Annotated in this window: 13 protein-coding genes and 1 pseudogene; 5 read left to right on the top strand and 9 right to left on the bottom strand. The window is 46.4% G+C overall.

The window, feature by feature from the left end; translation table 11 throughout:
* The first annotated feature begins 40 nt into the window (after positions 1-40).
* The 3 genes from NZD86_RS11455 to NZD86_RS11445 all read left to right on the top strand — a co-directional run bounded on the left by NZD86_RS11455 (position 41) and on the right by NZD86_RS11445 (position 2,696).
* The gene (locus NZD86_RS11455) at positions 41-745 is read left to right on the top strand and encodes a molybdenum cofactor biosynthesis protein (protein ID WP_268046690.1); all 705 of its coding nucleotides are present in this window, start codon (positions 41-43) and stop codon (positions 743-745) included.
* An 87-nt stretch (positions 746-832) separates the two neighbouring features.
* Positions 833-2,170 carry a glycosyl hydrolase family 18 protein gene (locus tag NZD86_RS11450; RefSeq protein ID WP_268046689.1) on the top strand — a complete coding sequence of 446 codons (1,338 nt, stop codon included), beginning with the start codon at positions 833-835 and terminating at the stop codon, positions 2,168-2,170.
* Between the two features lie 19 nt (positions 2,171-2,189).
* Positions 2,190-2,696 (top strand): permease, encoded by a 507-nt coding sequence (locus NZD86_RS11445; protein WP_268046688.1) that lies wholly within the window; start codon positions 2,190-2,192, stop codon positions 2,694-2,696.
* Between the two features lie 84 nt (positions 2,697-2,780).
* On the opposite strand, the gene NZD86_RS11440 is transcribed toward NZD86_RS11445, so the two are convergent.
* Positions 2,781-3,299 (bottom strand): hypothetical protein, encoded by a 519-nt coding sequence (locus NZD86_RS11440; RefSeq protein ID WP_268046687.1) that lies wholly within the window; start codon positions 3,297-3,299, stop codon positions 2,781-2,783.
* 138 nt (positions 3,300-3,437) lie between these two features.
* Between NZD86_RS11440 and NZD86_RS11435 the strand changes: the two genes are divergently transcribed.
* Positions 3,438-4,184 (top strand): M48 family metallopeptidase, encoded by a 747-nt coding sequence (locus tag NZD86_RS11435; protein ID WP_268046686.1) that lies wholly within the window; start codon positions 3,438-3,440, stop codon positions 4,182-4,184.
* A 107-nt stretch (positions 4,185-4,291) separates the two neighbouring features.
* On the opposite strand, the gene NZD86_RS11430 is transcribed toward NZD86_RS11435, so the two are convergent.
* Complete coding sequence (locus tag NZD86_RS11430; RefSeq protein WP_268046851.1) at positions 4,292-5,350, bottom strand: C40 family peptidase; 1,059 nt, start codon at positions 5,348-5,350, stop codon at positions 4,292-4,294.
* A 235-nt stretch (positions 5,351-5,585) separates the two neighbouring features.
* Complete coding sequence (gene hemQ / locus NZD86_RS11425) at positions 5,586-6,329, bottom strand: hydrogen peroxide-dependent heme synthase (RefSeq protein WP_268046850.1); 744 nt, start codon at positions 6,327-6,329, stop codon at positions 5,586-5,588.
* Between the two features lie 197 nt (positions 6,330-6,526).
* On the opposite strand from hemQ, the gene NZD86_RS11420 reads away from it, so the two are divergent.
* Positions 6,527-6,886 carry a hypothetical protein gene (locus tag NZD86_RS11420; RefSeq protein WP_268046684.1) on the top strand — a complete coding sequence of 120 codons (360 nt, stop codon included), beginning with the start codon at positions 6,527-6,529 and terminating at the stop codon, positions 6,884-6,886.
* Between the two features lie 38 nt (positions 6,887-6,924).
* Here NZD86_RS11420 and NZD86_RS11415 read toward each other — a convergent pair.
* The 6 genes and pseudogenes from NZD86_RS11415 to NZD86_RS11390 all read right to left on the bottom strand — a co-directional run.
* Positions 6,925-7,083, bottom strand: a pseudogene (locus tag NZD86_RS11415) (sporulation initiation factor Spo0A C-terminal domain-containing protein); the annotation flags it as partial.
* 396 nt (positions 7,084-7,479) lie between these two features.
* Positions 7,480-8,217 (bottom strand): hypothetical protein, encoded by a 738-nt coding sequence (locus NZD86_RS11410; protein WP_268046682.1) that lies wholly within the window; start codon positions 8,215-8,217, stop codon positions 7,480-7,482.
* A gap of 65 nt (positions 8,218-8,282) precedes the next feature.
* Positions 8,283-8,993, bottom strand: a complete 711-nt coding sequence (locus NZD86_RS11405; protein WP_268046680.1) for a nuclease-related domain-containing protein — start codon at positions 8,991-8,993, stop codon at positions 8,283-8,285.
* Between the two features lie 114 nt (positions 8,994-9,107).
* Entirely contained in the window at positions 9,108-10,043 is a 936-nt protein-coding gene (locus NZD86_RS11400) for a DUF4268 domain-containing protein (RefSeq protein ID WP_268046679.1), read from the bottom strand.
* A gap of 57 nt (positions 10,044-10,100) precedes the next feature.
* Positions 10,101-10,601: a DUF6998 domain-containing protein gene (locus tag NZD86_RS11395; protein WP_268046849.1), complete on the bottom strand. Its 501-nt coding sequence runs from the start codon at positions 10,599-10,601 to the stop codon at positions 10,101-10,103.
* Positions 10,602-11,076: 475 nt separating this feature from the next.
* Positions 11,077-11,682 (bottom strand): recombinase family protein, encoded by a 606-nt coding sequence (locus tag NZD86_RS11390; RefSeq protein WP_268046848.1) that lies wholly within the window; start codon positions 11,680-11,682, stop codon positions 11,077-11,079.
* Positions 11,683-11,922: the final 240 nt, after the last annotated feature.

Here is an 11,922-nt window from a genome sequence, read left to right as displayed (position 1 = left end):
TTCCATCATCCATCCATACTGTGTCACGAGGTGACTTTTCTTGCAACTACGTGTGCGGCTTTTCGCTAACCTACGAGAAGTTTTTGGTTCAGACGAAATGGTGCTCGATCTCGACGGTGACATACTCGCTGGCCAGTTGATCGACCACATCAAGAGTACATATCCTGCTTTGGCATCATCCCTTACCAATGTCATGGTCGCTCGGAACCAAACGATTATTGCTCCGAGCGAGAAATTGGCTGAAACGGACGAGATCGCACTCATCCCCCCTGTAGGCGGTGGTGAAACGCCGAACCACAAAGAAGGTTCGTTGCGTCTGAGTGAAGACCCGCTGTCCGTCGATGAAGCGTATCGCTATCTGGAGGATATCAATCACGGTGGCACCGTGATCTTCGTTGGCACGGTCCGCGAGTGGACTCGAGGGCGCCAGACGAGTCATCTATCTTACGAGGCATACGTCTCGATGGCCGAGCTACAAATGAAGCAGATTCAATCGGAAGTAGAGAATGATCACCCAGGTGTCACAACCATCCAGTGGCACCGGATTGGACGACTGGAACCCAAAGACATCGCTGTCATCTGCGGCGCTTCAAGCCCACACCGGAACGCTGCCTTTGAAGCTGCACGGACGCTTATCGAACGCCTGAAAAAAGAAGTTACCATTTGGAAAAAGGAAGTCTATGTCGACGGAAACTCCGTTTGGCAAGCAAATGAACAACCTTCCGAGCACGATAGTACAAAGTAACTTCACTCAGTATATTAGTCTTCTAACCCGGTCAGTTCCCTCATAGACTATCAACAAAGTCTATGTGAAGAAGGAGCGCTGACCGGAATGGACCCCCTTAAACTTCGCCACGCTATCACCCAATTCGTCGCAGCAACCGTCGCGCTCATGATGCTCGGCATTGGCTGTTTCGGTGCCGCCGTCTTGATGTTTGGACAAGCTCACGTGCATCGTCTCGCAACCTTTGAAGCGTCCCAACTGGCGGACGTGGAGTTAAGTGAACTCGTAGGAACGACGAATTACGTGAAAAGTCCCAACCATTCGTCACCGTCCATCTTCGGCACCACCCTGAATGCACTCCACGTACCCCTTGCCGATCCACTCACAATGCTGACGAACCAGTTGCCTGAGACATCGACCCAAGTGGCAGATAAAAACCAAACAGAATCCTCCCTGTTCCGCTCCATCACGACATGGGCTGCAAACACAAATAAAATTGCCATGGGCTGGCTGCCATCTAAATCGTCCCAGGCATGCATTCAAATGCTCCAGGACAACCCAGGAATCAATGTTGCGAGTCCAGTGTGGTTGAGCTTAAACGATGCTTCTGGAAACATTTCAGGCAATATCCTGCCGAGCGTGATCGATTACGCCCACGCCCATCACATCAAAGTTTGGGTTCTCGTAGACAACCACCAATTCGACGCCAAACTGACCCATGAAGTGCTGCAGAACGACAAGGCTCGTACGAATATGATTGATGAACTCGTGTACAAAGCAAAATTCTATCATTTGGATGGCATCAATCTGGACTTCGAAAATGTCATGGCGGCCGATCGAGACCAGTACACTGCTTTTGTGACTGAACTACACGGCAAGCTATCCCCGCTCCATATCGATGTCTCTGTTGATATTGCACCGGACATCGTCCCTCTTCACGATAACGAGGCGTTTTTTCATGCAGCCTTGGCGGACGCCGCCGATCATGTCGTCTTAATGGCCTACGACGAACATTGGGGCGGAGATCAAGACCCAGGTCCGGTTGCTGATTTACCGTGGGTCAAACAATCGGTGTTCGACTTGTTGGACACAGGTGTCCCCACCAATAAGCTCGTGCTGGGCATGCCATTCTATACAAGGTTCTGGTATGTCCACAAAAACGGCCATGTCACGAGTGAGAACGACAGCGACGGACAAGTGGACGGCATCTTGCAATCCCATCAAGCCACGGGAAGCTGGAACGCGACTCTGGATTTAATGTATGCGCGCTACGAAAAGCCAGATGGCTATATGGAAGTCTGGTACCCGACGTCGCAAACGTTTGCTGACACGCTGCAACTTGTCAATGACAACGGTCTGGCAGGTGTCTCTATCTGGTCGCTGCAACTGTCGGATCACAAAACATGGTCATCGGTTATAAGCGCCTTGCGGACGACCGTTTCGTAGAGAGACCGGGGTGGGGTAAATGGATAAAGTAATCGTCTATCTCAGCGGGGCAACTGTACTAGGATATTGTGTCGCTGCATTGTGGCGCCCCACGATTGCCGCGGCAGGTCTCGAATCAACCTTTGAGATGTTCTGGCAGGCTCTCCCATGGATTGTTGTCTCCATGTTTGCTGCGGGACTTTTGTCCCAGATCATTCAACCCAAAATGGTCGCTCACCTATTTGGTCGCGACACAGGCGTTGCGGGCATTTTGTTAGCCGCAGTACTCGGGGTGTTCGGAACAGGATCGAGATGGGCAGTTTACCCACTTGCTGCTGGGCTTCTGGCAGCCGACGCAACTCCAGGTGCCGTATTCGCATTCATGACGTCTTGGCAGCTGGTCTCTATCCCGCGACTACCCGCGGAAGTACCTTTTTTAGGTATCCGATACACGATCGTTCGTGCTGCTATCTCCATTCTCACCGCTTTTGTTGGGGGACTCATTTTTGACATGGTATGGGATAAACTGCCCCCACAGAACCCGTGATACAATTCAGTGTACCGGACGCATTCCTGCGGCCAGTCCAGGGTGACGATTGTGTCCTTCTACGTTGAGATGAAAGCCATGTTGCTACATTAACGAGCTTTCAGCCCCCGTCACGTAAAGCTTGTTATTGTTCCACGTGACTTGCTCTATGGTTACCTGCCCAACATTCGTTCTCGCAAGGATGTAAAAAACGTGCGGCAACTGATGACCTTTCGTGTTCCAAGTAGCCGACCAAGTTAGGTCTCTCTTGATTGGGGTAGTTGCAATCCTTTGGAGTGGGTAGACAGAATGCAACGCGTACTGGCCTTCATCCATCTTGACGTCAGCCGGCGGAACGTAGTAAACATTCACGATTTTTCCGTTCCATTGCCCACGTTCAGCCGAATAGATCTCCGTTATCCCGTCTGAACGTGTATTTACGAACACATGTGGATTGCTCATCCGAAATGCTGGTAAATCGACTTCTGCAGGCGGGTCCGCTATTGCAGTCGGAAGCATTTGCTCAACAATGGCACTCTGCCGTTTAGAATCATAATCAGAATTCCCGCATCCAACCAACAGAACACTCACGAGTAGGGTGGCGCAAAGTTGCTTCACCTTCATTTCGTCATCTCCGTTTCATGTACGTCTGACTGTAGTTTGTCTTTGAAGGGCACAGTTATGCCATTTTCGATACAATGGGTGAAGGCATGTCCTGATATGGGACAAAGATGTTTGCGAGGCTGAAGGGATCGAGTAAACGTGAAACGAGTGGAAGTCGGAGAATCCTCGATTTGGTACGAGCGTGTTCCGCCATCTCCGCGACAAGTCCGAGTCATCCTTCGGATGAATGGAAAAACTCTTCAAGTGAGTGCACCTCGACACATCTCTACCGGAGTAATCGAACAGGTTATCCACAAGCACGGAGACTGGGTGTTGGATCAATTGTCGAAAGCGCTGGAGCTCATTCAGCGCCCACTTCAGATTGGTGACTCCGTTCTGTTTTTGGGAGAACTTTGCGAAATTTCCTTGGATGAATCATCAAATAAAAGTGAGGACCCCTACGTTAGAGTGGTCGATCATCGACAACAAATATGCCTTAACTCTCACACCACACCAACCGAAGTGCACGCCAAGGTTTATACATTTTTACGTCAAGAGGCGCGGACAAAATTGCGAGTGACAGTGGATCGTCTGGCATCTAAATACGGCTGCACACCTCATCGAATTGTTATTAAGGAACAGGCGAAACGCTGGGGAAGTTGTTCGAGCGCGGGAAACATCAATCTCAACTGGCGGCTCATTCAGGCGCCTTATGAAGTTCAAACATATGTCGTGGTTCACGAACTGGCGCACCTTAAAGAGATGAACCACAGTCCAAAATTCTGGCACTTGGTGTCGGAAATGATGCCTGGATTTGACAAGTACAAAAGTTGGTTAAGGGCGAACGGCGACTCTCTTTACCGACTGCGCGAGCACGACATGCTTTTTCCTGGGAAACCTCAATAGACAGCGGCGGATGATGATCCGTCGCTGTCTACCTTTGCCTATTCGTTTATCGACAGGTTATCATTCACCAGGAAATTTGCCTCGTAACAAGAAGTGGAGACATTGTACTATTGAATGACCCGGCGGGCAAACACTAAACCCGGACCAAACCATGTCCCACTTAGAGATTCGATTGTTACCTTCGCACGTCCGCCACCTTCCTGAATGACTTGTCCATCTCCTATGTAAATCCCGACGTGGCCGCCACCTGTTGGGTTGTTCTTAGTTTTAAAAAACAACAGATCTCCTTCGCGAATATCACTCAGTGCCACTGGTGTACCAACGTGGTCCCGTTGATATTGTGAAGATGTCGAGAACGACACGCCAATACCTTGATGGTAAGCCCATTCAACGAAGTTACTACAATCAAAGCCAATTCCCGGTTCTTGATGTCCCCACAAATAGGGAACGTTTAACTGTGTCTCTGCTGCCTGTATCACAGCGTCGGCTTGCACTTTCCAGTTCCCAGAAGCAGGGCTTGTAGGCTCGCTTACACCAGGCGTACTCGCGCTACCACTTCCTGTGGTGAGATGTACGTATTGCTTGCTGGTTGTAATGTACTCAGTTTCTCCATTAACAGAGATCTCGTACCAATATGCATTGATCTGGCTGATTAACTGCGCTTTGTCTCCTAACTGTAGCCGTCCTGTGATGGGACTGGAGGAACCGGGAGAACTGTAGTAAGAAACCCATCCGTGGTTCGTTACAACATAGGATCCAGATGACGAAGACGATATAGAACTGCCACTGGTGCCCGATCCGGATGTAAGTTCAGTTCCACCCGCGGAGTTCGTTGCGGTTGGGTTCGAGGTGGCGGATTGTCCTCCTTGTGTCGCCGCTGCGCTCACTACGTTCGTGTACTTGGCATTGGTCGTTATGTACGCAACTTTTCCATTTACACTGATCTCGTACCACCAGCTATTCACTTTATTGATGAGTTGAGCTTTGTCTCCTTCCTGCAATCGACCCGTTTCCACACTTTTTAAATTGGGTTCCTGATGATATCCGACCCAACCGTGTTGTGTTTCCACGAAACGCTCCGTTGCAGCTTGTACTGGATTTGTCATGATTGTGAGTGGTGCTGAGGCCAGTAACAATCCTCCGACGGAAACAGCCCAATTTTTCATCAATATCTACACTCTCCCGATTCTAGAATCTGTCCTATCTACTTTCCAACCCTCGTTCTAAATGGTAATTAACTGGGTCTTTAGGTGGGATTCTAGGAGAAGTGGAGAATTCCTGTTAGTAAATCTTAGCATGGTTGTACATTCGTACATCGACATGACATCTCGCCACACAAAAAAACGTGCGTTCTCCGCACGTTTAAATCATTCATGATAACAGATAGGCTCTCTGGTCTCCTCATGCACCAAACCATTCTGCAAGTCCTGTGTTGTCGACTTGATGGCCTACATAAAACGGACCAAACTCTGCAAACCGGGCACTCGACTCGTCAAATCGCATTTCATAAACGAGTTTTTTAAACTGTAGCGGATCGTCCGAAAAAAGTGTCACTCCCCATTCCCAATCATCGAGACCAACCGACCCAGTGATAATCTGCTTTACAATCCCTGCGAACTGCCTACCGATCATTCCATGTGCCTTCATGAATTCTCTCCGAGACTCGGCAGTCTGCATGTACCAGTTGTCCTCACCCTGACGCCTTTTGTTCATAGGGTAAAAACATACGTGACTGTGAGATGGCATCACTGGTTTAAGGCGTGCCTGCAAGTTCTCATCTTGACTTACGTCAATACCAGGCTTGGCCATGTACCCGCCCAGCTCAACCACCGATATGTAAGAGTATACAGAAGACGTGACATCAAACAGCTGGGTCTTGGCCATCTTTGACTTTAAGGCGTTCAATTCCACAATGGTGGGACGCATCAATATGAGCATGATGTCCGCTTTGTGGCCTGAGATGATAAATTGACCATAACTTCCCTTACGAGCATCCTGAATCGCCCTTTGACTGTCCGCAAACAACGACCACTCACGCAATATACTCTGCTGACCAGCTGTGTTTAAACTATTCCATTTATTCCAATTCACCGTACGGAATTCGTGATAAACGTACCACCCGTCAAGTGTAGCCGGAGCACCCATGTTGACTAACCTCTCTTCATTCATGTACTTGTACCCACTTCACCATTATAGCAATGGCACGAAGTCGAAGCGAAGTGGTATGAACCACGAAGACCGACTCATAGAATAGGACAAGTCCCTCATCATGAAAGCCGCAAAAGACTATCGTCCTATTGCAGACTTTCATTTAACACTGCACTTTGAAGGAGGTTGAATAAATGCGGATACTGATCTGCCTAGCGGCCGCCCTCGTTACCATCTATACAGGCATCAGCGCCATAGAAGTCGCGGAGGTAGGTGTGGCAAATCAAATTCCACAGTTGGAGGCCGCAGGGGCTGCGGAATGTATCATTTCGATCCTGACGTTATGCGGAGCTGTAATTGTTTTCTGGAAGTGGTGGGTAAGCCTGATATGCTTTTCGATGGCTATGGCGTGGTCGGTCTTCATCGGTATCGTCTATTTGGACGACACCATATGGATATGGTTCGGGGCATGCACAGTGCTGGCACTGGCCTCTGTTTGGTTGAGAGTGCGACAAAAACGCATCAAGTTAAAGTGGATGACAAAGTCGGTTTGACGTCACTACGTCTAATCGACTTTGTCACCAATCGTTTTTTACACGACCTTGTGTTCCATCCTCAGCTTATCGGCGATCATGGCAATGAACTCCGAGTTAGTCGGTTTTGTCTTTGACGCGCTTACAGTGTAGCCAAAGACCTTGCGAATGGCATCCATGTTTCCACGTCCCCATGCCACTTCAATGGAGTGACGGATTCAGGACGTGGATAAACTTGTTTTGAAACCCGTTCAGACCATGCCCAATCTCACGGTATTTGTCGGTCTTAGTCTTAAAATTTGTTGCTACAGAGCAATTATAGTTCCAAAGTTGTTTGTACTCAATCTCTAAGCCCATAAACTTGTTAAACCAACCATCCATATTGGTACGCCTCAGTTCCGTACTTTTGCTTTATTGTCTTTTTGATTGTGTTCAAGCTTATCTCTGGGTCAGTAATGCTACTACCTACTAACTCAAGATCCGTTTGGTTTCTGACACCCGTGGTTCGGTGTTGTTACGCTTAGCATTACCAACCTGCGCTCAATGGAATACGTAAGCTTAATACATAAAGATTTCTCATACTATAAAAAACCTGGAAAGGCATATCTGTTCTGTTACGAAGTTGATAAATCTGCAAGTACCTTGTTCAATTCGTTTGCTGAAGCAGATAAATCATTCTGGGATTCATTCGACAGACTAACATTAGGCGCGGATTGAAACTCTTTAGCCTCTACGCTAATTGATTTACTCAAGTACGAAATTGCTGACAGCATGTCGGACTTTACCTTGCTATCTGCGTAACTATTGACAGACCACCCCTGAACTTCCTCTTTCAAAAGCGCTAGCTTCTGTCCGTCATATTGCAATCCGTTACCCTGATTATTTGTAGCAGTTTCGTAATTCACATCTATTAATATCAGGTTTAGAGCTTTCACACTTTGGCTTGCTTCTTGACTTATTTGTGGGGATATCACTGTCCCTGACATTTTGGAAGCTTGATCTGCCCTATCCGTGACTGTTGATGATCTTGACTGTGTTGTCCCGTTATTGACCGTGTTTGCTTTTCCTATTTCTTGTGTAACCGATGATCCATTGGCTTTGTTTGAAGTTTGACCCGAATTTTCATTAGTTGACTTCGAGTTTGACACGGAATTCCCAGAATGGACTTCTTGAATCGTTGTTTTCGACTTGGTTGGTACTTCGCTTAACTGTGAATTTGCCTTGGTATTTGAGGGCAGCTTGGTAGATTCCTTTTGTTGAAATTGAAACAACACGTAACCTCCAAACGCACCCATGAATCCTAAAGAAATTATTGATAATCCCAATAGAAAAACTACTTTTCCCTTTCCCATTGTCATTACTCTTCCCCAATCTGTATGTATCCAAGGTCATTACTCTCGCCGCGTATATCCTACAGTCATTCCCGTTTATTAGTAACCTTAACTTCCTCTGCCTTTTGATTGTGTTCAATCCTGATCTTCGGGTCTGTAATGTTGCTACCAATGAGTAACTCAAAAATGCGTTTGATATCCGAGTCGGCTAGTGGTGGATCTGTATAATCACGCTTTAGCATTGCCAATGTGCGCTTTATGTACTCAGTGAGCTTAACATCATATACAACAAATTCATCAGACTCTACTTCCCTCAAATCTGGTTCCAGATAACGCAAGTCACACCGCTTCGTGAAGGAAATGACCGAGACAAATCTGATATCCTTATATTCCTTGAGGACACGCTTCAATGCGTTGATGTGCGTACGATTTTGTTGGACTGGATTGTACATGTTGTACTTACCATTTACTCTCCAATTTCTATCTTCACGCTTACCGCGAACATAGCCTTGGTAGTTTTTTGTCTCGATGACAAAGAGGGCATATGGCGTAATTAGAAGATGGTCAACTTGCGAATAACCTGTCTTTGAGCGTGGGTAGACGAGCAGAAGATCACTCAAGTACCTGTACTCATTGGAAAACTGGCGAAGTTGTACATCGATTTTGTATTCTCCAAGATCGCCAATGTGCGTTGGGTCAACTGTTCTGCGTGACTGGGATGCTCGTGTGTTTCGTGGACTTGCTTGGTTAATTACCTTATTTGGTTTCTTGAATATAGATACTATTTTTTCAAACACCGCATAACCCCATTTCAAATGTTTAACGGGTAAGATTTTGGTGTCAGTAAGAGATAGTAATGCTACCTCTTGTCTCTGTCATGGACACCCAAAAACACCCACCCGCAACCTCAACTACATTTTCTTAACGTACGGTTGGAACACGTCACGAAACTCCATGACAGTGCGTATTCCCCATTCAACCATCGCGTCGTCATTCCCATATTTCTCATACTTAACAATACGACATGCTCTCTTACCATCTAACCGCTCCCACTCCAACGCACCAAGTTTTGATTCAATCGTGTCCTTGTCACGTTCAATCGCATCAAAATAACCCTCGTTGGTTTCTTTATCACCACAATCGATGTACAACTCACACGAAAAACGATTCCCACTACGAAATGCCAAGTTGAGCGCAAATCCAGTTCTACCTACGCCGAATCCGTACCAACTGTCATAACCAACTTTACGAGCAGTGGTGAACGACGGACTCTCCTTATGCAATCGTTCAAGCAGTTTAGTGTAGAAATCATGATAATACTGTTGCTTACCGCTTCGCGCACTCGTCGAAGGTGTTCCAGTTGTTTTAACTCTACGAGATTTCGACCACTCATTTGGAGATGCCTTTACCTTGAAAAGAGGAGCAGGAGTTGAGTCGCCTATGGTTATAACTTGTATCTCCACAGCGAAGAACTGAACATCATCATTTGTAACTTCATTCAGCCAGTCAATCGCCTTACGATGTTCTTCACGAATTTCCTCGGCGATCCAAATCATGATCTTTGCGTCTAATCCTGAAGCATACGTTAATAACTGACCGAGATGCGAGTGGTCTGTTGACTCTAGTTGATTCTCTACCGCAATTAATGAACCATTTCCAACATCTTTCGCTAGAATATCTAATGAAAACGGCCCAACTGATTGCTCTGTGGAAATCAACTCAATTTCAATACCCAATTCCTCGCCCAGCGCATCAATGTTGTTGGCTAGCCAAGGGGTAAAATCTCTGGCTTCATTTGTCCAGATACTGCGAATATCGTCTATGTATTCAATTCTACCCAGTGTCAAGAATACAAGCCCCTTTCAGATCTCTAACTTCATTAACTATCGGTCATACTCTAGAATCTACAACGTTTCCACTCGATAAATGACCCTCGTGTTCTCCAACAGTTCCTTACTAACGGTCAAGTTCCAAGCTCCCATTCTACTGTGCCAACGCTTGTACTGGAGAAACTGCTTCCATGTCAGTTCGTTTATCTGTTTAAGACGTACGTTGGTATCAAATATAACTAGAATGACATACTCGAACTTTTGCTGATCTGGTTCTGACGACGCTGGAGGATTCAGCCCGTAAAATACACTCGTCGTACCACTGGTCGTTGCTTTTATGCTGTATCGATCCCCATCTACACTTATGGCATCGATATTCTTTGTGCTAGGCGGTGCTGCTTGCAATCTTGGAAGTCCCTTTGTTTCGCAGTAATGCTTTATGGCAATGTATTCACCCAAGTCACCAACAACGTTTTTGCTCCGTATGATCTGACGACGCTTCAACTCGTCAATGATCACACCATAAGAGTCAATCAATTCATTATCTGAGAGTTGACGAATAAAGTTCACTATCATCATCCCTTTGTTCTCTACATGACAAATCTACCAGTTAGAAGTTGGAATTGATAGACAGAATGAACCAGATTCGAAAGTTATTCGCTCGCCCACTACTCTCTAAACCTTGGGGAATGGATCAGCCAAGGACGATCTGTAAATCGTAAAGCCTTTATCCGATATAAACCCAGCCCGGGTTCGCCTTGTTTTTACTAGGTTACGTCCCCCGCAGTGTTCCAATCATTCGACACGTTGTAACCAGTGCCGACGTTTCTTCTGTTGTTGCTGTTGTCTTCGTCTCTCGGATCATATATCGTGGGTACTCGGACTGGAGCCAAACGAAAAAAGACACCCCCTACGGAAAAAAGTGTCTGTTATTCTTTATACGTTGGTGATATCATACAGGTGGCTTACGTTTTTCACGCTGGCGTGAGCGTCGATTTTCTATGGCTGTCCTTGAACACCAAGGACAGCCAATCTACCCACTTTAGATCCGTCAATGATGGTTTTCGTATTCTTTGACCAGTTTGTAAAAGGTCGTTCGCTTCATTCCTGCCTGTTCCATTGCCTTTGTGGCTGTGATGTTTCCTGCCTTCCACTCGTTGTATGCCACTACGAACGCTTCAGTTATCTCTGCGCTGGGTCTGCCAAACTTTACGTTGTTATTCTTAGCGGCCTCAATGCCCTCACGTTGCCGCTTCCTAATACGCTCTCGTTCATCCTCAGCAAGCCAAGATAGGATCTGCAATACAAGGTCTGAGATAAACGAACCCAAGTGGTCACGATATTTTGTGGTGTCCAACAACGGCATGTCTAACACGACAATATCTGCACCGATATTTTTGGTAATGTCCTGCCATTCGTTCAAAATGTCCTCTTTGTTCCTGCCGAATCGGTCAAGGGAATGAATATACAGGAGGTCGCCCCTGCGTAAACTGTGCTTCATTGCTTGATACTGCTCTCTGTTAAAGTCCTTACCGCTTTGCTTGTCTATGTAAATGTCTCTTTCCTCTATGCCAACGGATCTCATTGCAGCCAGTTGTCGTTGTTCGTTTTGGTCTTTGCTACTAACTCGGATATACCCATGCTTCCTAATCTCCATCGCCGTTGCTCCTTCGTGACGTTCGTTTGTCCTTATCGTAGCAAAGTTGTTCATAAATGTATATACATATTTACGAACATTCATAAATTATTTAGTGAACTTTACGAACAATGGTGAACACGGTGGAATGCGGGTTCTTTGGATCGGTCGATTACATTCGCAAAAGTATACAATAACGAACAGGTTGTTAAGATCCCAAAGTTATAATACAGATAAGTAGATATCTTGTAGGGGTGATTA

It is taken from the genome of Alicyclobacillus dauci (assembly GCF_026651605.1).
Lineage (GTDB): Bacteria > Bacillota > Bacilli > Alicyclobacillales > Alicyclobacillaceae > Alicyclobacillus > Alicyclobacillus dauci.
Note: the sequence above shows the minus strand (reverse complement) of the source record. Positions and strands in the feature narration are given on the sequence as shown.

What these genes read in the sequence shown, in the direction of transcription:
- NZD86_RS11450 (WP_268046689.1), top strand. Translation starts at nt 833, where the DNA reads ATGGACCCCCTTAAACTTCGCCACGCTATCACCCAATTCGTCGCAGCA.
- NZD86_RS11445 (WP_268046688.1), top strand. Translation starts at nt 2,190, where the DNA reads ATGGATAAAGTAATCGTCTATCTCAGCGGGGCAACTGTACTAGGATAT.
- NZD86_RS11440 (WP_268046687.1), bottom strand. Translation starts at nt 3,299, where the DNA reads ATGAAGGTGAAGCAACTTTGCGCCACCCTACTCGTGAGTGTTCTGTTG.
- NZD86_RS11430 (WP_268046851.1), bottom strand. Translation starts at nt 5,350, where the DNA reads ATGAAAAATTGGGCTGTTTCCGTCGGAGGATTGTTACTGGCCTCAGCA.
- hemQ (WP_268046850.1), bottom strand. Translation starts at nt 6,329, where the DNA reads ATGGGTGCTCCGGCTACACTTGACGGGTGGTACGTTTATCACGAATTC.
- NZD86_RS11420 (WP_268046684.1), top strand. Translation starts at nt 6,527, where the DNA reads ATGCGGATACTGATCTGCCTAGCGGCCGCCCTCGTTACCATCTATACA.
- NZD86_RS11410 (WP_268046682.1), bottom strand. Translation starts at nt 8,217, where the DNA reads ATGGGAAAGGGAAAAGTAGTTTTTCTATTGGGATTATCAATAATTTCT.
- NZD86_RS11395 (WP_268046849.1), bottom strand. Translation starts at nt 10,601, where the DNA reads ATGATAGTGAACTTTATTCGTCAACTCTCAGATAATGAATTGATTGAC.
- NZD86_RS11390 (WP_268046848.1), bottom strand. Translation starts at nt 11,682, where the DNA reads ATGGAGATTAGGAAGCATGGGTATATCCGAGTTAGTAGCAAAGACCAA.